Annotated in this window: 25 protein-coding genes; 15 read left to right on the top strand and 10 right to left on the bottom strand. The window is 40.3% G+C overall.

The window, feature by feature from the left end:
- Nucleotides 1-11 precede the first annotated feature (11 nt).
- Complete coding sequence (locus ACYQY7_RS04795) at nucleotides 12-950, bottom strand: EAL domain-containing protein (RefSeq protein ID WP_461200975.1); 939 nt, start codon at nucleotides 948-950, stop codon at nucleotides 12-14.
- Nucleotides 951-1,026: 76 nt separating this feature from the next.
- On the opposite strand from ACYQY7_RS04795, the gene pulA reads away from it, so the two are divergent.
- Nucleotides 1,027-3,147: a type I pullulanase gene (gene pulA / locus ACYQY7_RS04800; protein WP_461200976.1), complete on the top strand. Its 2,121-nt coding sequence runs from the start codon at nucleotides 1,027-1,029 to the stop codon at nucleotides 3,145-3,147.
- A gap of 81 nt (nucleotides 3,148-3,228) precedes the next feature.
- On the top strand, nucleotides 3,229-4,005 hold the full coding sequence (locus ACYQY7_RS04805; protein ID WP_461200977.1) for a phosphotransferase: 777 nt from the start codon (nucleotides 3,229-3,231) through the stop codon (nucleotides 4,003-4,005).
- Here the strand turns inward: ACYQY7_RS04805 and ACYQY7_RS04810 are convergent.
- The gene (locus tag ACYQY7_RS04810) at nucleotides 3,997-4,266 is read right to left on the bottom strand and encodes a YtzH-like family protein (RefSeq protein ID WP_461200978.1); all 270 of its coding nucleotides are present in this window, start codon (nucleotides 4,264-4,266) and stop codon (nucleotides 3,997-3,999) included. The genes ACYQY7_RS04805 and ACYQY7_RS04810 overlap by 9 nt on opposite strands.
- A gap of 72 nt (nucleotides 4,267-4,338) precedes the next feature.
- Between ACYQY7_RS04810 and trmB the strand changes: the two genes are divergently transcribed.
- On the top strand, nucleotides 4,339-4,989 hold the full coding sequence (gene trmB, locus ACYQY7_RS04815; RefSeq protein ID WP_461200979.1) for a tRNA (guanosine(46)-N7)-methyltransferase TrmB: 651 nt from the start codon (nucleotides 4,339-4,341) through the stop codon (nucleotides 4,987-4,989).
- 80 nt (nucleotides 4,990-5,069) lie between these two features.
- Nucleotides 5,070-5,909 carry a YtnP family quorum-quenching lactonase gene (locus tag ACYQY7_RS04820; protein ID WP_461200980.1) on the top strand — a complete coding sequence of 280 codons (840 nt, stop codon included), beginning with the start codon at nucleotides 5,070-5,072 and terminating at the stop codon, nucleotides 5,907-5,909.
- Nucleotides 5,910-5,934: 25 nt separating this feature from the next.
- Here the strand turns inward: ACYQY7_RS04820 and ACYQY7_RS04825 are convergent, their stop codons facing one another.
- Nucleotides 5,935-6,231 (bottom strand): PepSY domain-containing protein, encoded by a 297-nt coding sequence (locus ACYQY7_RS04825; protein WP_461200981.1) that lies wholly within the window; start codon nucleotides 6,229-6,231, stop codon nucleotides 5,935-5,937.
- Nucleotides 6,232-6,337: 106 nt separating this feature from the next.
- Between ACYQY7_RS04825 and ACYQY7_RS04830 the strand changes: the two genes are divergently transcribed.
- The 8 genes from ACYQY7_RS04830 (at nucleotide 6,338) to murC (ending at nucleotide 14,489) form a co-directional block, all read left to right on the top strand.
- Complete coding sequence (locus tag ACYQY7_RS04830) at nucleotides 6,338-7,405, top strand: M42 family metallopeptidase (RefSeq protein ID WP_461200982.1); 1,068 nt, start codon at nucleotides 6,338-6,340, stop codon at nucleotides 7,403-7,405.
- Between the two features lie 12 nt (nucleotides 7,406-7,417).
- Nucleotides 7,418-7,945 (top strand): DUF84 family protein, encoded by a 528-nt coding sequence (locus tag ACYQY7_RS04835; RefSeq protein WP_461200983.1) that lies wholly within the window; start codon nucleotides 7,418-7,420, stop codon nucleotides 7,943-7,945.
- Nucleotides 7,942-8,268, top strand: a complete 327-nt coding sequence (locus tag ACYQY7_RS04840; protein ID WP_461200984.1) for a thioredoxin family protein — start codon at nucleotides 7,942-7,944, stop codon at nucleotides 8,266-8,268. The genes ACYQY7_RS04835 and ACYQY7_RS04840 overlap by 4 nt, the downstream gene beginning before the upstream one ends.
- The gene (locus ACYQY7_RS04845; RefSeq protein ID WP_461200985.1) at nucleotides 8,261-9,067 is read left to right on the top strand and encodes a DUF1444 domain-containing protein; all 807 of its coding nucleotides are present in this window, start codon (nucleotides 8,261-8,263) and stop codon (nucleotides 9,065-9,067) included. The genes ACYQY7_RS04840 and ACYQY7_RS04845 overlap by 8 nt, the downstream gene beginning before the upstream one ends.
- On the top strand, nucleotides 9,064-9,669 hold the full coding sequence (gene ytpR / locus ACYQY7_RS04850; protein ID WP_461200986.1) for a YtpR family tRNA-binding protein: 606 nt from the start codon (nucleotides 9,064-9,066) through the stop codon (nucleotides 9,667-9,669). The genes ACYQY7_RS04845 and ytpR overlap by 4 nt, the downstream gene beginning before the upstream one ends.
- Before the next feature lie 71 nt (nucleotides 9,670-9,740).
- Nucleotides 9,741-11,846 (top strand): DNA translocase FtsK, encoded by a 2,106-nt coding sequence (locus tag ACYQY7_RS04855; protein ID WP_461200987.1) that lies wholly within the window; start codon nucleotides 9,741-9,743, stop codon nucleotides 11,844-11,846.
- Nucleotides 11,847-11,917: 71 nt separating this feature from the next.
- The gene (locus ACYQY7_RS04860; protein ID WP_461200988.1) at nucleotides 11,918-13,027 is read left to right on the top strand and encodes a nicotinate phosphoribosyltransferase; all 1,110 of its coding nucleotides are present in this window, start codon (nucleotides 11,918-11,920) and stop codon (nucleotides 13,025-13,027) included.
- A 160-nt stretch (nucleotides 13,028-13,187) separates the two neighbouring features.
- On the top strand, nucleotides 13,188-14,489 hold the full coding sequence (gene murC, locus ACYQY7_RS04865; protein ID WP_461200989.1) for a UDP-N-acetylmuramate--L-alanine ligase: 1,302 nt from the start codon (nucleotides 13,188-13,190) through the stop codon (nucleotides 14,487-14,489).
- 7 nt (nucleotides 14,490-14,496) lie between these two features.
- Here the strand turns inward: murC and ytxJ are convergent, their stop codons facing one another.
- The 3 genes from ytxJ to ACYQY7_RS04880 are packed head-to-tail and all read right to left on the bottom strand — an operon-like array spanning nucleotide 14,497 to nucleotide 15,595.
- Nucleotides 14,497-14,826 (bottom strand): bacillithiol system redox-active protein YtxJ, encoded by a 330-nt coding sequence (gene ytxJ / locus ACYQY7_RS04870; protein WP_461200990.1) that lies wholly within the window; start codon nucleotides 14,824-14,826, stop codon nucleotides 14,497-14,499.
- Nucleotides 14,813-15,190 (bottom strand): YtxH domain-containing protein, encoded by a 378-nt coding sequence (locus tag ACYQY7_RS04875; RefSeq protein ID WP_461200991.1) that lies wholly within the window; start codon nucleotides 15,188-15,190, stop codon nucleotides 14,813-14,815. The genes ytxJ and ACYQY7_RS04875 overlap by 14 nt, the downstream gene beginning before the upstream one ends.
- Before the next feature lie 12 nt (nucleotides 15,191-15,202).
- Nucleotides 15,203-15,595 (bottom strand): DUF948 domain-containing protein, encoded by a 393-nt coding sequence (locus ACYQY7_RS04880; protein WP_461200992.1) that lies wholly within the window; start codon nucleotides 15,593-15,595, stop codon nucleotides 15,203-15,205.
- 130 nt (nucleotides 15,596-15,725) lie between these two features.
- Between ACYQY7_RS04880 and ACYQY7_RS04885 the strand changes: the two genes are divergently transcribed.
- Entirely contained in the window at nucleotides 15,726-16,841 is a 1,116-nt protein-coding gene (locus ACYQY7_RS04885) for an aminopeptidase (protein WP_461200993.1), read from the top strand.
- A 23-nt stretch (nucleotides 16,842-16,864) separates the two neighbouring features.
- On the opposite strand, the gene ACYQY7_RS04890 is transcribed toward ACYQY7_RS04885, so the two are convergent.
- A complete protein-coding gene (locus ACYQY7_RS04890) occupies nucleotides 16,865-19,021 on the bottom strand; it encodes a cell division protein FtsA (RefSeq protein ID WP_461200994.1) in 2,157 nt (718 codons plus the stop codon).
- A 150-nt stretch (nucleotides 19,022-19,171) separates the two neighbouring features.
- Between ACYQY7_RS04890 and ACYQY7_RS04895 the strand changes: the two genes are divergently transcribed.
- Nucleotides 19,172-20,254: a bifunctional 3-deoxy-7-phosphoheptulonate synthase/chorismate mutase gene (locus ACYQY7_RS04895; RefSeq protein ID WP_035047540.1), complete on the top strand. Its 1,083-nt coding sequence runs from the start codon at nucleotides 19,172-19,174 to the stop codon at nucleotides 20,252-20,254.
- A gap of 157 nt (nucleotides 20,255-20,411) precedes the next feature.
- The gene (gene ccpA, locus ACYQY7_RS04900; RefSeq protein WP_461200995.1) at nucleotides 20,412-21,410 is read left to right on the top strand and encodes a catabolite control protein A; all 999 of its coding nucleotides are present in this window, start codon (nucleotides 20,412-20,414) and stop codon (nucleotides 21,408-21,410) included.
- A gap of 90 nt (nucleotides 21,411-21,500) precedes the next feature.
- Here the strand turns inward: ccpA and ACYQY7_RS04905 are convergent, their stop codons facing one another.
- From ACYQY7_RS04905 to ACYQY7_RS04915, 3 genes are read right to left on the bottom strand one after another with little or no spacing between them, the layout of a single operon-like run.
- The gene (locus ACYQY7_RS04905) at nucleotides 21,501-22,673 is read right to left on the bottom strand and encodes an acetoin utilization protein AcuC (protein WP_461200996.1); all 1,173 of its coding nucleotides are present in this window, start codon (nucleotides 22,671-22,673) and stop codon (nucleotides 21,501-21,503) included.
- Complete coding sequence (locus ACYQY7_RS04910) at nucleotides 22,670-23,314, bottom strand: acetoin utilization AcuB family protein (RefSeq protein ID WP_461200997.1); 645 nt, start codon at nucleotides 23,312-23,314, stop codon at nucleotides 22,670-22,672. Before ACYQY7_RS04910 ends, ACYQY7_RS04905 begins: the two co-directional genes overlap by 4 nt.
- A 19-nt stretch (nucleotides 23,315-23,333) precedes the next feature.
- Entirely contained in the window at nucleotides 23,334-23,966 is a 633-nt protein-coding gene (locus ACYQY7_RS04915; RefSeq protein WP_461200998.1) for a GNAT family N-acetyltransferase, read from the bottom strand.
- Between the last annotated feature and the right edge of the window lie 28 nt (nucleotides 23,967-23,994).

Raw genomic sequence — 23,994 nt, forward strand, 5'->3', positions numbered from 1 at the left:
GTCAGCCTCTTTTATAGCGGATTTGGGCTCGGTTTGCCGATATAGTAGCCTTGGGCAAACGGAATGCCAATTTCCCGACAGTAGTCCAATTCTTCTTTTCGTTCAACTCCTTCAGCAAGTACGTGAATACCAAGCGTCTGGGCAATTCGAGTTACTTCTTTTAAAAACGCTTGCTTCTCTTTTTCTTCGTCGCAATTTTGAATATAGTGGCGATCAATTTTTACATAATCAGGTTGTAATAGCGTAAGCATATCGATTGTTGAAAAGCCGGCACCGACATCGTCTAAGGCTACTTTCATTCCTGATCGTTTATATGTGGCAAATACGTTCTTTAAATGTTCAATATCAATGATTTTTTCGGTCTCGACAACTTCAAAGACAAGATCTTCAGGTGCTACCTCATATTGTTCGACAATGGAAAATGTGTGGCGAAGACAAAATTCGGGATTGTAAATCGTTGATGGTAAAAAGTTAATGAAACTTTTTATTCCTTTTTTTATTTTTGTACGTGCTCGAATCGCTTCTTCACGTGCTCGCCGATCTAAAAATGTATGCAAACCTGTTTGTTGTGCGACAGAAAAAAGTTGTTTAGGAGAAAAGCGTTGTGATCGTAGTAAACATTCATAGCCGAAAATGTCACCTGTTTTTGTATGAATAATCGGTTGTAAATAACTCACCAGCGGTTCGTTTGTTATGCATTGGACAACATCTTCATGTTTAATTCGCATGCTTAACTCATGAAGTGGAACGAACGCTCCCGGTGAATTAGGGTTTTTGCATAACGTTGCTAATGTTTTTTCTTTTGGAACGATTGTTTCTACATACGTCGCTAATTGTTGCAATGAATCATACGAATAACATAAATACTTTTCTTGTTTTTCCTGCATAATAAGCAAGTAACCGGATTGTAAAAGTGGAAATGGAACGCTACATGAGATGCATGAATGCATCATTTTTCCCCCCCTTATCTTAATCCATTTTACAATAAAAATGATTGACTTCAAAAGTGGAAGTTGGTGACCGATAATGATGACAAAACAACACCCGTTTGAAGCCTATTTAGATGAGTTGATGTTAATTACTATTTTAGTACCGAACAACGTTGTTCACGAACGTGCACCGATATTTTTTTTATGTGATAAAGAGCAAACAGCATATCGCTTAACCATTCGTTCTACTGAGAGACAACGCTTATTTACAAAATATGAATGCCTCGTTCCTTTTATTGTCCAATTAGAAAAACGATATGTCGTTTATACGGAAGAAGGATGGCAAGCTCCTTTACAAGTAGGAGCAGTGATGCGAACAAAAGCGTTCGATGATTTATATGCGTATGATGGAAACGATCTCGGTGCAACGTACAAACCGGAAAAAACGACGTTTAAAGTGTGGGCTCCGACGGCAACAAAGGTGTTATTAAAACTTATTCATCCAAAGACGAAAGAAGAAACGATCCATGTGATGATACGAGAACAAAAAGGGATATGGACATATACAGTATATGAAAATATGGAATATTTTTTGTATACGTATAAGACATATATCAATTTTGTTTGGCGTGAGGCAGTTGATCCTTATGCAAAAGCGGTCTCAGCAAATGGCACATACGGTGTTGTTGTTGATCTGACAAAGACAAATATTCCTAAGCCACACATGCCTCCGTTTATTTCCATGACAGATGCGATTATTTATGAAATGCATGTGCGTGATTTTACGATTCATCCAAGAAGTGGAGTAAAACAAAAAGGGAAGTATATAGGTTTGACGGAGCGAGGAACAATAGGTCCAAGTGGAACACTAACAGGTCTTTCTTATATTAAACAGCTCGGTGTTACACATGTTCAACTCATGCCAGTGCAAGATTTTGAAGGAGTCAATGAGCTCGAGCCACTTGAATACAACTGGGGATACAATACGGTACATTACAATGCACCAGAAGGAAGCTATGCAACTGATCCGACTGATCCATATTTGCGTATCATGGAGCTAAAACAGGCTATTCGAGCATTTCAACAAGAAGGTATTCGCGTCATTTTAGACGTTGTATATAATCACGTATATATTCGTGAAACATCATCGTTTGAACATCTCGTCCCGGGTTATTATTTTCGATATGAATCAAACGGTTACCCGTCAAACGGAACAGGGGTCGGAAATGATTTAGCATCTGAGAGAAGAATGGTAAGAAAATTTATCATTGATTCAGTGACATATTGGCTAAGTGAATACGGTGTCGATGGATTTCGTTTCGATTTAATGGGCATTTTAGATATCGATACAATGAATGACGTTCGCCGTGCCATCGATGCAATTGATCCGACCGTTCTTGTTCTTGGTGAAGGTTGGGAGTTAGCTACTCCATTACCTCAAGAAAAAAAGACAACGATTGCAAACGCAAAACATACGCCACGCATTGCTTATTTTAATGATCGATTTCGTGACTATGTTAAAGGTAGCACATTCCAAGTGCACGATCGAGGATTTGCGTTAGGGGATTGCTCATATAAAGAAGCAGTAATGGAAGTGATTCGTGGAAGCATTCATCTCTTTTTTTCTCCGAGGCAAAGTGTCAATTACGTCGAATGTCACGATAACCATACATTATGGGATAAAATGATGATTTCTAACGTGCGTGAGAGCGAATATATTCGTCGAAAACGTCAAAAGCTAGCTACAGCGATCGTTTTATTATCCCAAGGTATCCCGTTTTTGCATAGCGGTCAAGAGTTTTATCGAACGAAACAAGGGATTGAAAATAGCTATAACGCTCCCGATGAAGTGAATCGAATCGATTGGGAGCGGAAAGGTGCATGGGAAGAAGATATTCGAGAAGTGATGGCTCTCATTGCGCTTCGTAAAAAACATGGCGCGTTTCGTTTTTTTACTGCCGATCAAGTTCGGCGTCACATAAAATTTTATGATACACATCCATCTGTTATTGCTTATCAACTAGTTGACGTTGGTGCGTACGGTTCATGGGAGCAAATTGTTGTTGTGCATCATAACGAGGAGAAAAAGACGACATTACCCCTTTTTGAAGGAAGATGGGAAGTTATATTTAGCTCGAATGAAGAAGATATAGGAAAAATAAGTGAACGGAACATTGAAATAAATGGAATTGGTACGTGGGTATTAATTCAATGTTGACGGGGAAACGATGGGAAAGATAAAATCTAGTAAGATGACAATTGCAATTTTTATTTTGACTAAGTCGAAAGGTGAGCTCACTTGGAACAGTTACTAGGTAAGGAGTGGGAAATTTCCCCGGCAGGTGGTGCGACAGGGGATGCATATATTGCGGAGCATGATGGGAAGAAGTTGTTTTTGAAGCGCAACTCTTCTCCATTTTTAGCAGTTTTATCAGCAGAAGGAATCGTTCCAAAATTAGTATGGACGAAACGAATGGAAAACGGAGATGTTATAACTGCCCAACAATTTTTACAAGCGCGTGAATTAAAGCCGCATGATATGACTAGCAAACGAGTTGCTCAGTTGCTTCGAAAAATTCATCGTTCGAAAGAATTGTTGGGGATGATGGAGCGCCTCGGTAAAAAGCCTTTGGCACCTCATCGTTTGCTAGAGGAAGTCAAGAAGAATGAATATGTTGAGTTAAAAGCGCACTCGACTGTTCGGGACGCATTTTCATTTTTAGAGCGACACGTAGACGATGTGTACTGTACGGATTATGTCGTTTGCCATTGCGATATGAATCATAATAATTGGCTGTTAACAGAAGATAATCAACTGTATTTAATTGACTGGGATAGTGCAATGATTGCAGATCCTGCGATTGATATCGGAATGTTATTATATGCTTACATTCCACGAGAACAGTGGGTGAGTTGGTTAGAAGAATATGGTATGGATTTCGATGAACCATTGCAGTTACGTATGAAATGGTATACTGTTGCCCAAACGGTTATGTTGATCGCATGGCATAAAGAGCGGAACAATGAAAAGGAAATGCAACGACTGTTGCATTTCCTTGAACATGTGCTACGTTAATTGATCCATCCAATCAGCAAGTTGCTGTTCGTGTTGATTGATATGTGAAGAAAGATCGGTTGCATTTTTGCCGTTTTGACTGTACGTGTAAATATGGGACAATGTTTGTTTCAGTTCAGAATGGACAGCATCGTTCGCTATTAGCGATTTAGCGAGCCGCTCAATTTGTTCACATTCTGCTACCGTTCCTGAACGATCAAGTTGGTGTTCCGATAAAATATCTTTTAATACGGTTAATTGATGCTCATGATTAATGGCCATGTTCATCCCCCTATTCGCTTATTAATATGGCCATTTTTATCTTTTTATATGCAAAGAAACGGAGGATGAAATGTGCGTTTAAGAAATAAGCCTTGGGCGAAAGAAAAAATTGCAGCATATCCACAATACATTATTCAGCAACCTGAACAATACAAAGGGCGTTGGCGTGAATTGTTTTCAAACAATCATCCGATTCATATCGAAATTGGTACAGGAAAAGGTCGTTTTATTACAGAAATGGCAAAAATGAACCCGAATATTAACTATATTGGAATCGAATTGTATGAGAGCGTCATCGTATGCGCGCTTGACAAGTTAATTGAAAATGATTTGCCAAATTTGTGCTTATTAAATGTCAATGCAAAAGATTTAGAAAATATTTTTGCAAAAGGAGAGGTTGAACGTATTTATTTGAACTTCTCTGATCCGTGGCCAAAAAAGCGACATGAAAAACGTCGTCTAACGTATCGCACGTTTTTAGAGTTATACGAAAACATTTTAGTTGATGAGGGGGAAATTCATTTTAAAACGGATAACCGTGGATTGTTTGAATATTCTCTTGTCAGCTTCTCGCAATATGGTTTAGTTCTTCAATATGTCAGCCTTGATCTTCATCGAAGTAATTTTGAAGGAAATGTCATGACAGAATATGAACAAAAATTTTCAGAAAAAGGTAACCCGATTTACCGTTGTGAAGTAAAGTATCGGAAACCTATGTCATAATTAGGCATAGGTTTTTTTCTTTTCTGAATATTTTTGTAATGTTAAAATGAGTAATGAAAGAGGACAAGGGGGAGAAAAAAATGGAGAAATTAACGATCGGTCAAGCAACAATGACGTGGTTAAATGGAGGAATTACACATTTAGACGGTGGAGCAATGTTCGGTGTCGTACCAAAGCCACTTTGGTTAAAAAAATACCCATGCAACGAACAAAATCAAATCCCACTCCGCACCGATCCGATTTTATTGCAAATGGATGGAAAAAATATATTAATTGAATCTGGCATCGGGCGGGGAAAACTAAATGAAAAGCAAAAACGGAACTTTGGTGTAACAGAAGAATCCTCATTAGAAGAGCAGTTGGCGCTTCTTTCTTTGACACCCGAAGACATTGATTTTGTATTAATGACGCATTTGCATTTCGATCATGCGAGCGGTTTGACGAAATGGGAAGGGGATACGCTCGTTCCAACGTTTTCACGTGCGCGCGTTATTACGTCGGCAGTAGAGTGGGCGGAGATGAAAGAACCAAACATCCGCTCGCGCAACACGTATTGGAAAGAAAACTGGGAAGCGATTGTTGATCAAGTTGATACGTTTGCGGAACAATTGGAAGTTGTTCCAGGGGTAACGATGATTCATACAGGCGGTCATAGCGATGGACATGCGATCATTATTATCACATCTGAAGGGGAAACAGTCGTTCATCTCGGCGATTTAATGCCGACACACGCCCATCAAAATCCTCTTTGGGTCATGGCGTATGATGATTATCCGATGACATCTATTTTTGCTAAACAAAAATGGCTTGCCTATGGAATGGAAAACAATGCATGGTTTACATTTTATCACGATGCATATTATCGTGCGGTTCGTTGGAATGATCAGTTTCAAATTGTCGAAGCGCTTAAACGTCAATAAAAACCCAAGCAAAGACGCTTGGGTTTTACAATTTTCGTGCATCAATAATCGTTCCTGTTTTTGCATCAATAAAACATTCATATGCACCTGTTGGGCGAGTAATTCCCCCTCGATAGACGTTATAACGCAGTCCATTTTTTTCGATCGTTTCAACGGTCGTTTGAATCCATGATCCTGTAATTGCACCAGTTTGTTGAAAAGCTTCTTTTGCCTTTTGAAGCGCTTGTTCAGATGAAATCAAACGCTTATGTTGCCACTCATTCCATATGTACGCAGCCGTTGCACCGACAACGATACCGGTAAGAAATGTTTTGATGCGCATATGCATTCCTCCACTTTTTCTTTTAGTATACCGAATTGTACGAGTGGAAACTACATGTAAAATTCGCTACAATGACAAATAGCGAAAAAAGAAAGGGGAAACAGCGATGGATTTGCAATTGTTTCAAACGTTAACCGAATTGCCAGGAGCGCCGGGAAATGAGCATGCGGTGCGCGCTTTTATGCGTGAGCAGTTACAAAAATATGCCGATGAAATTGTGCAAGATCGGCTCGGAAGCATTTTTGGAGTGAAGCGAGGAACGGAAAATGGACCGATCGTAATGGTTGCTGGACATATGGACGAAGTTGGTTTTATGGTCACTGCTATTACTGAGCAAGGAATGATTCGTTTTCAACCACTTGGCGGGTGGTGGAATCAAGTATTGTTAGCTCAACGTGTGCAAATTATAACGGATCACGGTCCAATTATCGGTGTGATTGGTTCGATTCCACCGCATTTGCTCGATGAAGAACAGCGGAAAAAGCCAATGGATATAAACAATATGCTCATTGATGTTGGGGCAGACGATCGTAATGATGCTGAGCGTATGGGCATTCGTCCTGGGCAACAAATTGTGCCGATTTGTCCATTTACACCGTTAGCAAATGAGAAAAAAATTATGGCGAAAGCGTGGGACAATCGTTACGGTTGCGGTTTAGCCATTGAGTTATTAAAAGAGTTAAAAGATGAAACATTGCCAAATGTATTATATTCTGGAGCGACAGTTCAAGAAGAAGTCGGATTGCGCGGTGCACAAACGGCAGCAACGATGATTAAGCCAGATATTTTCTTTGCTTTAGATGCAAGTGCAGCAAACGATATGACAGGCGATGAAAAAGAGTTTGGGCATCTTGGCAAAGGGGCGCTTGTCCGTATTTATGACGCCACAATGATTACTCATCGCGGCATGCGCGAATTTATTTTAGATACAGCGGAGACGAACCGTATTCCATACCAATATTTTATTTCTCCAGGTGGCGGAACAGATGCAGGAAGAGTACATATCGCAAATAGCGGTGTTCCTTCAGCTGTCATTGGCATTTGTGCGCGTTACATTCATACGCATGCATCGATCATTCATATTGACGATTACGAAGCAGCAAAACAGCTATTAGTCGCTCTTGTGAAACAATGTGACCTTGCGACAGTAGATGCTATTCGCCATAATGCTTAAGGAGATAGGTGAATGAAAATCGCTGTTGGAACGAAAAACAATACGAAAGTAAAAGCAGTGAAAGCTGTATTTCATGAGGCTCACCATACGATCATGGCGAGCGATGTACAACCGAGTGTATCAAAACAGCCGTTTTCTGATGAAGAAACGTTGCAAGGAGCTATTGAACGAGCGACATTAGCAGTTTCTCATCAACAAGCTGATATCGGGATTGGATTAGAAGGCGGTGTATTTGTTGCACAAGATGGGATGATTTGGTTATGCAATTGGGGGGCGCTCGTTGATCGGGGTGGAGCTGTTGTTGTTGCCGGAGGGGCGCGCATTCCACTTCCTAATGAAATAGGTGAACAATTAAAAATGGGAAAAGAATTAGCTGAAGTGATGGATGGATACGCGAATCGCTACGACGTTCGTTCAAATGAAGGGGCGATCGGCATTTTGACGAATGGAGCAATCGATCGAACAACGATGTATACACATATCGTTCATATGTTAAAAGGGCAGTATGAACATCAAAAGAAAGGATGGATAGATAGATGAAAACAATCGAACGTATGGAGCAATATAACGAAGTAATTCAACATGGGAAAGTCATTATGATGTTTACGGCTGATTGGTGTCCAGATTGTCAAGTTATCAAGCCGATTTTACCAGAAATCGAAGAACAGTTTTCGGATTATACGTTTTATGCGGTTGATCGCGATCAATTGCTTGATTTGTTTACAGCGCATAACGTATTCGGCATTCCAAGCTTTATTGCGTATGAAAACGGGCAAGAACGAGGCCGATTTGTCAGCAAAGATCGGAAAACGAAAGAAGAAATTGTCGCGTTCATTCAAAGCTTAGGTGAGCGTGATGAATAGTAAACAAATGAGCGAGCATATCCAACAGCGGTTATCTCATTATCCATGGGATTTTCAATGGAATCGAAAAAAGGATACGCTTCGCATTGAGCATCGCGAAACGAAAAAAGGAGTGACCATCTCCTTGCCCCCTATTATTGCAAAATGGGGGCTTGAAAAAGAGCGTGCCATTGACGAAGTGATTTATTATGTCGAGCAAACGTTAACGGCATTGCACGACGATTCACGGCTACAAGGAAAAGAAAAACATATATATCCGGTCATTCGCTCTGCTTCATTTCCGACAAAAACGAATGAAGGGGCGATGTTTATTTATGACGAACATACAGCAGAAACGCGCATTTATTATGCGCTTGATTTAGGAACAACGTATCGCCTCATCGATGAACGTTTAGTTGAATCGGAGCGCTGGGATGTGCAAAAATTAAAAGAGATTGCACGTTTTAATGTTCGTTCATTGCCGACAACGGTGAAAGAAGACCGTGTCGCTGGCAATACGTTTTATTTTATAAACACAAATGACGGATATGATGCAAGTCGCATACTAAATGATGCTTTTTTAAAAAAGTTTGCTGAAAAAATAAAAGGAACGATGTTACTTGCTGTTCCTCATCAAGATGTGCTCATTATTGCTGACATTGAGAACGAAATCGGCTATGATGTACTTGCACAGCTGACAATGAGTTTTTTTGCAAGCGGCAGAGTGCCGATTACTGCTCTTTCGTTTTCATACGAAGATGGGCAGCTGCAACCAATCTTTATTCTCGGAAAAAATCGTCGAAAGGATGAGAAACAATGAACGTATTTTACAACCGTGAAGGCATTGGCGATACGTTGCTTATTACATTAAAAGCTGTTGATCCACAAGCGCGCGCTTTTGAGAAAAAAGGCGACGTTGTGCGCATTTTTAATGAACAGACAGGTGAAACCGTTGGCTACAATATTTTTCATGCATCTACATATGGCTCATTTGAAGGAAATGGGGTTGTTGAACTAACCGAACAAGTCATTGCGATAATTAACGACATATTGCAAAAAAATGGTGTAGATGAGCAAGTAGCTGCTGATTTGTCACCAAAGTTTGTTGTCGGTTACGTGAAAGAAAAAGAAAAGCATCCGAATGCTCATAAATTAAGCGTTTGCCAAGTAGATATTGGTACGGAAACGTTACAAATTGTATGTGGGGCTCCCAACGTAGAAGCGGGACAAAAGGTCGTGGTTGCTAAAGTCGGAGCGGTCATGCCAAGCGGTCTTGTCATTCAGGAAGCAGAGCTTCGTGGCGTGAAATCTTACGGAATGATTTGTTCTGCACGTGAACTAAACTTGCCAAACGCTCCGCAAGAAAAAGGCATTCTTGTTTTACATGATGAGTACGAAGTAGGTCAACCATTTTTCAGCTGACTTCCATGCGGCAGTCAGCTTTTTTTGTGGTAAAATAAGACCGAATGTACAAAAGAAAGAGTGAGGATTGAATGGGTTGGTTAAAGGCATTATTTCGTTATTTATTCGGGGAACAGCATGAGTCAAAAAAGATTCAAAAACAACAACAGTCCGTACCGACGAACGAATATAAAGAAATTGAGGCAAAAGTCGTTTATGAGTATCCGAGAGGAAAATTTCGCTTTCCGTTAATTCCAGATGAACCAAAGGGAAGACGAAAAGGGGAAACATATGAACAAAAACGGTCATCGCCACAAACTGTCTCCTTTGAGAGAAAAACAGAGCGCATAGAGCGCAAAGTAAACGAATCACGCGCGTTTCGCCCGACCGATGTGCCATCGCCTGTATTTGGTTATAAGCGAATGGAGCGTGTCGAACGAAATGAAGAACATGATGTGGTTGTTGAATTTGAACTTCCGATCGTTGAAACAGTCGAAACAAACGAACGTATGCATACGCAAGTAGAGGAGTTAGTAGAAGGACAGGTTGTTGATGAAACAAATGAACATGTGCATATGCCGGTAAGTGAGCCACTTCATGAAGCGAAAGAAGTGGTTTATGAAAAGGAAGCTGCTGAAGAACACGTCGAGCAAAATGAGGAGGAAGAAACAATTGAACAAGTTCATGAGGAAAGAACGCGACAACGAAGCGGTGTACCATATAACGTCATGATGTTAAAACAAGATCGAGAAAAATGGAAAGAGCGACAGCAGAAACAATCATATGTATTCCCATCATTATCGTTGTTGCATGCACCAAGTATACGTCATGAAGATGATGAAGCGTGGTTAAAAGAACAAACAGAGCGATTAAACGAGACGTTCAAAAATTTTAATGTTGGAGCAACAGTCGTTCACGTGACTCAAGGTCCAACGGTTACTCGTTTTGAAGTGCAACCAGAACTTGGAGTGAAAGTGAATAAAATTACGAATTTAGCGGATGATATTAAATTAAATTTAGCGGCCGTAGATATTCGTATAGAAGCGCCTATTCCTGGAAAAAACACGATTGGAATTGAAGTACCTAACCGATCAAGCCGCCCTGTTTTTATTCGTGAAGTGTTACAAAGCGAGGTGTTTCAACAATCGGACTCCCCATTAACCGTTGCTTTAGGGTTGGATATTTCAGGAAAACCGATTGTAACTGATTTAAAAAAGATGCCACACGGGTTGATTGCGGGGGCAACTGGATCAGGAAAAAGTGTATGTATGAATGCGATGTTAGTGAGCTTATTATACAAAGCAGCACCACACGAAGTGAAGTTATTATTGATCGATCCGAAAATGGTTGAACTTGCACCATACAATCATATTCCACATTTAGTTAGCCCGGTTATTACGGATGCAAAAGCGGCAACGGCAGCATTAAAATGGGCTGTGTCTGAAATGGAACGGCGATATGAGTTATTTGCACATACCGGTGTGCGCGATATTGTACGTTATAACGAATTAATACGAAAAGCTCAAAAATCGGAACAACATTTACCGTATATCGTCATTGTCATCGATGAGCTTGCAGATTTAATGATGGTTGCCCCAGCTGATGTGGAAGAAGCGATTTGCCGTATTGCTCAAAAAGCGCGAGCATGTGGTATTCATTTGCTTGTTGCTACACAACGACCATCTGTTGATGTCATTACAGGTTTAATTAAGGCGAATATCCCAACGCGCATTGCCTTTTCTGTATCGTCGCAAATCGACTCGCGTACAATTATTGATATAAACGGTGCGGAGAAATTACTTGGACGAGGCGATATGTTATTTTTAGAAAATGGAACAGCAAAACCAGTTCGTTTACAAGGCAACTTTGTATCGGATGAAGAAATAGAGCGTGTCGTGGCCCATGTACGACACCAAATGGAACCGTCTTATTTATTTCAACATGATGAGCTATTGCAACAACATGTACAGGCTGATGAAGATGATGAGTTGTTTTATGAGGCGTGTGAGTTTGTTGTTCAACAAGGCGGTGCCTCAACATCAAGTTTACAACGTCGTTTTCGTATCGGCTATAACCGAGCGGCACGCTTAATTGAGATGATGGAGCAACGTGGTATCGTATCGGCACCGAAAGGGAGCAAGCCGCGCGATGTGTTAATTGATGAACAAGATCTCGAGCAACTACAAGATACAATTTAGATGGAGTAGTCGTGAAATAGAAAACATGCTATGCTAAATACGTGAAAACGCTGGCTGAAGGGGAAAGCAAAATGAAGGAAATCGAGTTGAAATTACAAGGGAAAATTAAACGACTAACAAATAAAACGTTTAAATTTGATGAGCGTGTGCGAGATGGCTGGTTTTCAGCCGTATATTTTTTAAAAACGCGTGAAATCGTCAAGGAATTTCGTCCGAATAATATCGTTACGATGCAATTTTTTCAAAAAGAACATGCTGTTTTATGTGGAACGGACGAGGTTATTGCCCTATTGCATACGTTTGCTGATGAGCCAGAAAAATTAGAAATTTATTCATTGAAAGACGGCGATAAAATTAGCCCGTTTGAGACGGTGCTCACTATTACAGGACCATATCAAAATTTCGGGTATTTAGAAGGCATTATTGACGGGATTTTAGCTCGCCGGACATCTGTAGCAACAAACGTGTATAACGTCGTTAAAGCAGCGGCATTATCTGGTGTGCAAAAGCCGATTATTTTCATGGGAGATCGTGATGACCATTTTATGATGCAAGCTGGTGATGGATACGCAGCCTTTATTGGTGGCTCGACTGCTCAAGCGACACATGCGATGAACGAATGGTGGGGAAAACAAGGCATGGGGACGATGCCTCATGCCCTCATTCAATTATTTGATGGCGATGTAGTTGCGGCAGCGAAAGCATATCATGCGAAATATCCAGATGACGATTTAATTGTGCTTGTTGACTACAATAATGATTGTATTACAGATGCACTTAAAGTAGCGCACGAATTTGGCGACAAGTTAAAAGCCGTTCGGGTCGATACGTCTCGGACGATGATTGATCAATATTTTATTCGCCATCCAGAAGTGCTTGGCACATTTGATCCGCGTGGCGTCACCCCGCCACTGATTTTCGCTTTGCGTGAAGCGCTTGATCGTGAAGGATTTGAACATGTAAAAATCGTTGTAAGTGGCGGATTTAATGAGCAGCGTATTATCGAGTTTGAAAAACAAGGTGTGCCGGTTGATATGTATGGTGTAGGAAGTAGTTTGTTAAAAGTGCATATTGGTTTTACGGGAGACAATGTATTGTTAAATGGAAAGCATCAAGCGAAAGCAGGTCGACGTTATCGTCCGAATCCACGTCTTGAAAAAGTAGAGTATACACCTCAGTAACACGGAAAAACTGATAGAAGAACGTCCTTCTATCAGTTTTTCTTATCATCGTGAGCAAACGATGGTATAATGAAGTTTGTTACATAAGATGAAAAGAGCAAAACGGAATGTGTATCATATACTGTGATATAGATCAACGATAGTTGGTGGAGGTTTTTTTATGACTATTTACCATTTTGTCGGCATTAAAGGAACTGGAATGAGCGCACTTGCACAAGTATTACATGATATGAAATGTGTCGTGCAAGGGTCAGACTACGATAAGCGATTTTTCACGCAAGAAGCGTTGGAAGAACGGGGGATATGTATTTTTCCATTTAGCGCTCAAAATATTCAGAAAAATATGGTTGTGATTGCTGGGAACGCCTTTCCTGATACACACGAAGAAATTGTGGTAGCTCGCGAGCTTGGTGTACCTGTCATTCGTTACCATCAGTTTTTAGGTGAGTTTTTGCAAAAATTTACGAGCATCGCTGTGACAGGTGCTCATGGAAAAACATCAACAACTGGGTTGCTTGCTCACGTTATGCAAGGAGCAGAACCGACATCATATTTGATCGGTGATGGTTCTGGAAAGGGGCGAGAAGGGAGCAAGTATTTTGTATTTGAAGCTTGCGAATATCGTCGGCATTTTCTAGCGTATTCACCTGATTATGCGATTATGACAAATATTGATTTTGATCACCCCGATTATTTTGCCAATATTGAAGATGTGTTTTCAGCATTTCAACAAATGGCGTGGCAAGTGAAAAAAGGAATTATCGCCTGTGGAGATGATGAGTATTTACAAAAAATTCAAGCTAAAGTTCCTGTTGTCTTTTACGGCTTTGGTGAAGACAACGACTTCCAAGCACGAAATATTGTGAAAACACCGGAAGGGACATCGTTTGACGTATTTGTGCGCCACACATTTTTTGCATCTTTCCATATTCCGAGGTATGGCGATCATAACGTGCTTAACGCGCTCGCTGTGATTGCGCTTTGTCATTATGAAGGAATTGATGTAAGTATTATTCAAGAGCGATTAAAAACGTTTCCTGGGGTAAAACGTCGCTTTCATGAAAAGCTGTTTGGTTCACAAGTGCTTATTGATGATTATGCGCATCACCCTACAGAAATACGCGCAACGATTGAGGCGGCAAGACAAAAATACCCAGACCGTCAAATAGTTGCGATTTTTCAGCCGCACACATATACACGCACACAAACGTTTTTACATGAATTTGCACAAAGTTTATTATTAGCTGATGTGGTATATTTGTGCGATATTTTCGGATCTGCTCGGGAGCATCAAGGGAAACTATCGATTGAAGATTTACGCGCTAAAATTAATGGTGCAAAGCTTTTATATGAGGAGCAAGTGGATATTTTAAAACAGCATGAACACGCTGTGCTTATTTTTATGGGAGCAGGCGATATTCAAAAATTTCAACAGAGATACGAACAATCCGTTCATGTATAAAAAGCAACTATGACTCGCTCATAGTTGCTTTTTTCATTTGGTCATATGTGACGTTCCGATGCGAAGCATGCCACGCCACCTCTTTATCAGTTACCCATAATACTTGAGGAGATTCATGCTTCACTTGAAACACTGCTGCGATATGTTGTGACAACGGGCGAGCGTGTTGCACATGTAAATAATACGTATGAATGTGCGGAAAATCTTTTGTAAAACGTTCGAACTCCACCCACGCCTGATGGCTAATTGGGCATGTTAGACTATGTTTCATCAATAAAAATGGTCGATGTGACAAACAGATTTGCTCAAATTGATCTATTGTCTCAATTTTCTCCATGTGCATCAGTTCCTTTATTTAAACGTTTTTCAGCATCATGAACAGCTTGTTCAGTTTCTTTTAACAACTGTTCAACATCTGATGAAGGAAGAGGAATCGGGATGGACGAGAGTGGTTTTTGCTCCTCTTGCTCATTCTTTAGCTCCACACCATTTGATCCATTTCTTTCTTCGGTTACTTTTGTGTTTTTTATTTCGGATAAGTTATTTAGTATTTGTTTGCCACGAATTGTTGATTCATTTAATAGCTCAGTTGATTCGTTTAATAGTTGCTTTCCGCGTTCGCTCGATAAAAATAATGTTGCTGCTGCCCCAGCAATTCCTCCAATGATTGCACCAAGTAGAAAAGAACTATTTTTTGACATATAAATACCTCCTTATTTTCGTTTCTCTTTCCATTTTGACCATATTTCAATGAGTGTTTGTCCCCATTGAATCGCTTGCGTAATTTTTTTTTCGTTTGTTGCTAGCGTTTTTGAAATCGAATCGCTAAATGTTTGAACGGTAACGCCTACTTGTTTGACTGCATCAAATACACTTTGTAAGCTTTCCGCTTTTTTATGCACGTCATCTGCGAGCGCGTTCGTCTTATGTAGTAATTGTGCCGTTTCTGTTCCGATTTCATGCATTTGTTTTTCAACTTCTTCAACAGTTTTTGCAACATGTTGCAACGTTGTTTGAAGCGTTTTTAATGTTTGGACGACATAAATGACTAAAATAAGAAAGGCGATCGCGATGAGTGCAATGCTGCCATACAAAACAATGTTCATTGTAAAAAACTCCTTTCCATTTATCCTGTGTTTGATTCGACAAAAAGAGAAAAATTCCTGCAAAAAACTCCAAATTTTTTGTAGATCGGTTACAATATACATGTACATACGATGGAATGGAGGAATATAAATGAAAGATCCGCGCATTGAAAAGTTGGCGAAAAACTTAATTCATTACTCGCTTCGTCTGCAAAAAGGAGAAAAAGTATTAATCGAAAACTTCGGTTTGCAACGGGAGCTCGTCATTGCACTTGTACGTGAAGCGTATGATGTAGGAGCGTATCCGTTTGTTTCATTAAAAGATCATCAAGTTGATCGTGCGCTTCTACTTGGTGCGCAAGAAGAGCAGTTTAACATGATGGCTGAATTTGAAGCAAATGTCATGGAACAAATGGATGCTTACATCGGATTACGTGCTGGAGATAATATTAACGAGTTTGCTGATGTGCCAGCGGACAAAATGAAAATTCACGGAAAAACGATTATGCAAAAAGTGCATCGTGACATTCGCGTGCCGAAAACAAAATGGGTCGTCCTTCGCTATCCGAATCCATCTATGGCGCAGCTTGCGAAAATGAGCACAGAGGCGTTTGAAGATTTTTATTTCAACGTATGTAACTTAGACTACGGAAAAATGGATAAAGCGATGGACGCGCTCGTTGAATTAATGAATAAAACTGATCAAGTACGCATTACAGGACCAGGGACAGATTTAACGTTCTCCATTAAAGATATTCCTGCAGTAAAATGTTCGGGGCAAATGAACATTCCAGATGGGGAAGTGTATACGGCTCCTGTTCGCGATTCGGTTAATGGTACTATTACATTTAATACACCTTCACCTTATCAAGGATTTACGTTTGAAAACGTGAAATTAACGTTTAAAGATGGAAAAATTATTGAAGCAACAGCAAACGATACAGAGCGCATTAATCAAATTTTTGATACAGATGAAGGTGCGCGCTACATTGGTGAATTTGCGATCGGGGTAAACCCATATATCCAACATCCGATGCAAGATATTTTGTTTGATGAAAAAATCGATGGCAGTTTCCATTTTACACCGGGACAATGTTATGACGAAGCATACAACGGCAACCATTCAAACATTCATTGGGATATGGTTATGATTCAGCGTCCAGAATACGGCGGCGGTGAAATTTATTTTGATGGTGTGCTTATTCGTAAAGATGGCCGTTTTGTCCTCCCAGAATTAGAACCGTTAAATCCAGAAAACTTAAAATAAAAGAAAGAGCAACTATGGCTCGTTCATAGTTGCTCTTTCTTATGCCAAATAATTTCTAGTCGATCTCCTGGTGCAAGCCGTTCATAAAATGTTGTCGGTTCACCGTTTTTGAGCAACGTAAACGTTGTCGATGCCCCATGAGGAATATCAACTTGGACGTATTGGAATATATCTTGAAAAATGAACGGCTCAATTTTTTGTTCGCTAAATTGAAGCTCATCTCCATGTTGAACGAAATCGCTCTCACGCAGCTGTTTGCCATTACGATAAAAAGCACCAATTTGTTTTGTTAATGTTAACGTTTCGCCGTTAAATATAATCGGGATCGAGTAATGAAGTGTTAGCTGTTTTGTTTCAGCAATTTCAGCAATTGTTCGCTGCTTTTTTTCATGAACAATAATATGATCGCCGTCTTCAAATGTTGTATAACGCTGGCACTCAATTCCGTTTCGATACATTGTTCCGCACCATTCAGGAAATGTTATTGTTTTTCCATTTAACGTGATCGTAAACGGTTCGAGTTGTTTGAGCAGATCGTCGTTTTTTGTTGCGTGCAAAAGTTGTTCAATCGTTTCTGGCATACGAACGACAATGTCGTCGCGGTCATATAAAACCTCATCGAGAGAAACATGTTCGCCATTTCGGAAGACGAGCGGCTCAATAGTGTACAGTTGTCCGTTAATCGTCACTTGTTTTATCGGCAACGACTCTAGTAAGTCACAAAGTTGAATTGTCGCTTGTTTGCCGTCTTGTCCTTTTTCAACAACGATATGATCTCCGTTTGTAATTGGTGTATCAAATGTTGCCAATTCACCATTTTTTAAAATGGTCGGTGGTTCTCCATGTGTCCCAGGAATTGTAATCGTCTGTCCATTTAACGTGACGACGCAAGCTAGACCCGGTTTCCCATATAGCTTACGTAATTGAATGCCTGCAGCTAGTAAGGCATCACCGATCGTCAGTTGTTTCATATCAAATAAACGAATGGATTGCCCGTTTACATCAACTGTTACGTATTGAATCGGTGTTTGCTTTGCAGCAATAGCAATGCCAATTGGGGTGACGAGTTCCGGACGATGTTTCATTTCTTCTTGATCAATATGCAATTTTTGAATGGCATCAATGCCGCGAATAGCGACACGATTTTCAGGGAGATGGAGTTTTTGGGCAAGCCGCTTTGGCAGTTCAGGTGTCAAACTCCCTCCCCCCACAAGCATAACTGCTTTTGGAGATTGATGATTATTTAATCTTAAAATTTCTTTGCTAATCGCATCAGCGAGTCGATCAATCGCGTCTGAAATCGTTGCAATCATTTGTTGGCGAGGTACTTTTGTTTCAAAACCGAGAATATCTGTAATCGTTACTGTTTCTTTCGAATGCAAGTCACGTTTCGCTTGTTCAGCAAGAGGAAAATCAAGTAAATATGCATCTGAAAGCGCTTCAGTAATTTCGTCCCCTGCTATCGGTACCATTCCGTAGGCAATGACTGTACCTAGATCTGTAATCGCAATGTCAGACGTTCCTGCACCAATATCTACAAGCGCAACATTTAATCGGCGCATCGTTGGAGGAATAAGAACGTTTAGTGCGGCGATCGGTTCAAGTGTTAGCGCCTCCATTTCTAAATGAGCGCGTTGCAATGCCGCAAGAAGTGATTCAACGACAAGTTTCGGTAAAAATGTGGCGATCACTTCAACACTTGCTTCGTGTCCTTGTTGATCAATTAAGTTACCAATTTCCTCACCATCAATTTCATAGCGCGTCACTGAATAGCCGACGCAATAATAGTGATGACTTTTTTCGTTAGATGATTGTTCAGCCAACGTCATTTGGGCTTGTTGAACTGCAGCAAGTTCTAGGTATGTCACATCTTCATGTGTGAGCAAAGGTTTCCCTTTAATGGAGATATTCGCTCTTCCTTTTTCTGTTTTTAATGAACGTCCTGCGGCTGCGACGCATACACGTGTCAGAGGTCCGTGTCTCTCCTCTAACGTTTTTTTTATGTCAACAATGACATTAGAAACAGCAAGTACGTCGTGAATTTGTCCATCAAGCATCGCCCGTTCTTCATGCTCTTTTATGACAATGTCTTCAACTTGATATTGTCCGTCTGTTTCCTTTAAAATAATGCCAACTACTGAACGCGTACCAATGTCTAGTGCAAAAATCAAGCTTCCCACCTTCTTTTTCGAAAATTAAAAAATTCTTTATTGCTTAAACGCGTTTTATAAATAAAGGGGTGACAACTTTATCCACTTCGTTTATAATAATCTCTAATTATATAGAAATGTACCATATTTTTTAGCTTATATAAAGAAAGGATGAGATGTATGAGTAACGAACGATTAGATGAGCTGAGAGCGAAGGTTGATGAGTTAAATTTACAGTTGTTAAAGTTAATTAATGAACGCGGTCGGGTTGTTCAAGAAATTGGGAAAATTAAAGACGCCCAAGGTACGTATTTCTATGACCCTGTTCGTGAAAGAAAAATGTTAGATTTGATTTTAGAACATAATGATGGTCCGTTTGATACGGCGACGTTAAAACATATTTTTAAAGAAATTTTTAAAGCAGGGCTCGATTTACAAGAAGACGATCATAAAAAAGCATTGCTTGTATCAAGAAAGAAAAAGCCAGAAAATACGATTGTCGATGTAAAAGGAGAAAAAATCGGCGACGGTAATCAATATTTCGTTATGGGACCATGTGCAGTTGAAAGCTATGAACAAGTGGCAGAAGTGGCGCAAGCGATCAAACGACACGGGCTAAAATTGTTACGCGGTGGAGCTTACAAACCACGTACTTCACCATATGACTTCCAAGGACTTGGCGTAGAAGGATTGAAAATTTTAAAACGTGTAGCAGATGAGTTTGATTTAGCAGTCATTAGTGAAATTGTAACGCCAGCAGATATTGAAACAGCGCTCGATTATATTGACGTCATTCAAATTGGAGCGCGCAATATGCAAAACTTTGAGTTGTTAAAAGCGGCGGGTCAAGTAAATAAACCGGTATTGTTAAAACGTGGATTAGCTGCAACGATTGAAGAATTTATTCATGCGGCAGAGTACATTATGTCGCAAGGCAACGGGCAAATCATTTTATGTGAACGAGGCATTCGCACATATGAAAAGGCGACGCGTAACACGCTTGATATTTCAGCCGTACCGATTTTGAAAAAGGAAACGCATTTACCTGTTTTTGTCGATGTAACACACTCAACAGGACGACGCGATTTACTTTTACCTTGTGCGAAAGCTGCACTTGCCATTGGGGCAGATGGGGTCATGGCTGAAGTACATCCTGACCCAGCTGTTGCATTATCTGATTCCGCACAACAAATGGATATTGATCAATTCAATGAGTTTATGGAAGAATTAAAATCATTTCAAAAACAATTTGTCAAAGCATAAAAAGAAAAGCCGGTGATTGTTCATCGGCTTTTTCTTATGAATTTATTAGTGAAAACGTTGCACTTAGGTAATCATTTATCGTATGATATTTTTACATAAAATTGCGATGTACGACAGTTTTCGATAGATAGAGCGCAAAAAAAGGAGTGTGTATGTGATGAATGTAACAATTTATGATGTAGCAAGGGAAGCGAACGTGTCAATGGCAACTGTTTCACGTGTCGTAAATGGGAATCCAAACGTAAAGCCTTCGACGCGCAAAAAGGTATTAGAAGTGATTGAGCGGCTCGGTTATCGTCCGAATGCGGTAGCGCGTGGATTGGCAAGCAAAAAAACAACTACAGTCGGCGTCATTATTCCAGATATATCAAGCATTTTTTTTGCGGAAATGGCGCGTGGCATTGAAGATATTGCAACGATGTATAAGTATAACATCATTTTAAGCAACTCTGATCAAAATAAAGAAAAAGAGTTACATTTATTAAATACGATGCTTGCTAAACAAGTTGATGGCATTTTATTTATGGGCGGCGATGTAACTGAGGAGCATGTAGACCAGTTTAAAAAATCCGATGTACCGATTGTGTTAGCTGCCACAATTGAAAAAAATAATATGATTCCATCGGTCAATATTGATTATGAACAAGCCGCGTATGATGCCGTCCATATGCTCATTGAAAAAGGACATAAACGCATTGCATATGTGACAGGACCGTTAAATGATCCAATTAATGGACTGAAAAAATTGGCTGGCTATCGCCGCGCTTTAGAAGAAGCAAATATTGTTTATGATGATGAGCTTGTTGTAGAAGGAGACTATACGTACGATTCAGGCATGGAAGCATATGAAAAGCTAGCCGAACTTACAGAGCGACCGACAGCGATTTTCGTTGGAACCGACGAAATGGCGCTCGGCGTCATTCACGGGGCACAAGATCGTGGTTTACGCATTCCGGATGATTTAGAAGTTGTCGGTTTTGATAATACGCGCTTGGCAACAATGGTTCGTCCGAAATTGACGACGGTAGTCCAGCCGATGTACGATATTGGGGCTGTGGCGATGCGTTTATTAACGAAATATATGAATAAAGAGCATGTCGACAATCACATCGTTGTGTTGCCGCACCGTATTGAATATCGCGATTCGACAAAATAGGTGGCTAACTAGATTTTTTCTTAAAGAACAAAGTATATTTCATGTGAAACAAAGGGTGTCCGAAACCTTCGGAACACCCTTGTTATTTTGTTATAAGTTTAACCGTTGTTTATTACTTCGAATTGGCTGAAGTGCTTTCATGACAGTTTGGGCATTTTTTTCTGTAATTTCTTCCTTTCTTGGAATGGGTGGATATAAGTCTTCTGGGTCATCCCATTCGCGTGGCAAAGAAACAGGAGCATGAGGTTGCCAACGAGCAATCCATTCTTTCGGTAAAGGACCAGAAATATCGGATTGTTCTGTCATTTCAAGCCACAATAGCGCCCATGCACGTGGAACGACGCGCCAAATGTCGTATCCGCCGCCACCAACTGCGATCCAACGACCGCCACAATATTGATGTGCAATTTGATGTGCCAGTTTTGGGATTTCACGATAAATGCGCATGGACGCAGATAAATGAGTTAACGGATCGTAATAATGAGCATCGACACCGTTTTGCGTCAAGATGACGTCAGGGCGAAAAAAATCAGCGATTTCAATTAGAGCTTCCGTATATGCAGCGAGCCATGACTCATCTTCTGTAAACGCATCAACAGGAATGTTGAACGAATAACCGTATCCTTTCCCTTGTCCTCGTTCATTGACATTTCCTGTACCGGGGAATAAGTAACGTCCTGTTTCGTGAATCGAAAATGTACAAACATTTGGATCGTCATAAAATGTCCATTGTACTCCATCTCCATGATGAGCATCTGTGTCAACGTATAAGACGCGAACACTATATTTTTCTTGCATATATTTAATGGCGACAGAACTGTCATTATAAATGCAAAAACCGGATGCTTTACCTCGAAATCCATGATGAAGCCCTCCGCCTAAACTGAGCGCGTGTTCAGCTTTGCCAGAAAGCACGTAATCAACCGCTGTTAACGTTCCCCCAACAAGAAGGGCGCTCGCTTCATGCATGTTTGGAAAAATCGGTGTATCTTCGGTCCCTAATCCATAGTTGAGTGCAACATCTTCTGGTAGTTGCCTCTTTCCTGCTTTTTTTACTGCTTCAATGTAATCTAAATCATGCACAAGCGCTAATTCTTCGTCTGTCGCTAGACGTGGTGCTACAATTTGTCCGTCATGTAGCGCGCCAAGCGTTTGCAACAGATCATACGTTAGTTTGACGCGTAGTTGGTTAAATGGATGGCGATCATGGAATTTATACGTTTGAAACGCATCGGAATAAATGAATACGCTATTTTTGCTCATGATGAAACCCCCGGCAAGTTTGGCCACAATACATCGTATCCTTGTTCTTTTAAATCAGCAATAATCGCCATCGGGTTCATCGTTTGAATGCGAAAAACGAGCACTTTATACATTTCATCTTGGTCAGGATAGACAAGAATGCTTAAAATATTCATGTTTCTTCTTTGAAAAACAGAAGCGACTTCACTTAACATGCCGGCGCGGTTCGGTACTTTAATTTCGATTTGCGAACCGGGTTGATGAGCTCCAGTTAATTGTACAAGTGTATATAACAAATCACTTTCTGTAATAATGCCGACAAGTTTATTTTCTTTAACGATAGGCATACAGCTAATGCGATGTTCGTAAAATAAAGCTGCTACTTCTTCAACGAAGTCAAGCGGATGCCCTGTAATGACATTTGTTTTCATAATGGTACTTAACGGCTTTTGTAAATCTTCAAGGTGTTCGTTCGCATGGAAAATCGATGGACGTGCATCGCGCAAATCGCGATCCGTAACGATACCAATGACATGATATTCATCATCAACAATTGGTAAATGACGAATATTTTTTTGCTTAACAATGTTTAGTGCATCAGCAATTGTATTTGATGGCTTTAATGCGATAACATCCGTTTTCATCATTTGTTCGACAATCATTTCCCCATCCCCTTTGTTTTTAATACATAAAGCGGTTCATAAAACGGAGCTGATCGAATTTTTGGATCGACTGTTGATCGACGCGCTTCCCAATACGCGCCATTAAGCAGTTTGCCGGATGCGAACAAATTTCCGGATCATCCGTTGCGTACCAAACAAGCCCACCTGCGTTCATCATTTTCTCCATTACTTTTCGATATTCCCATACGTTTAATCCGGTTCGTTTTAAATCCCAATGCCAATAGTACTCGGTTGTAATAATGATGTAATCTTCCATCGCATCGTCCATCATAGCTACTTTCAATAAATTTTTCCCAACACCGCATCCTCTAAAATCTGGAATGACCTCGATTGCACCGAGCTCGATTAAATTTTCCATCTTTCCTTGCGACCATCTTTCAAGTGGGTCTGGGTATAAAAAAGTGACGTAGCCAACGATCGTATGACCGTGGCGGGCAATAATAATTCGTCCTTCTGGAAGCCCAGCAATTTCGATGAGTGCCTGATGTTGCTGGTGCGGTTGCCGAAACGCTGTTAAATCATAATGGAATTCATAGCTAGCCAACTTTTCTGGAGAAATTGGTCCTTCAATAATTAACGTTCCTTTCGGTGTTTTTAATTGTTTTGCGTTATATGTTTTTTTATGCTCCATTGCCCCACCGCCTACTGAAATAATCTCA

Source organism: Anoxybacillus sp. TBDG-1 (assembly GCF_054815885.1).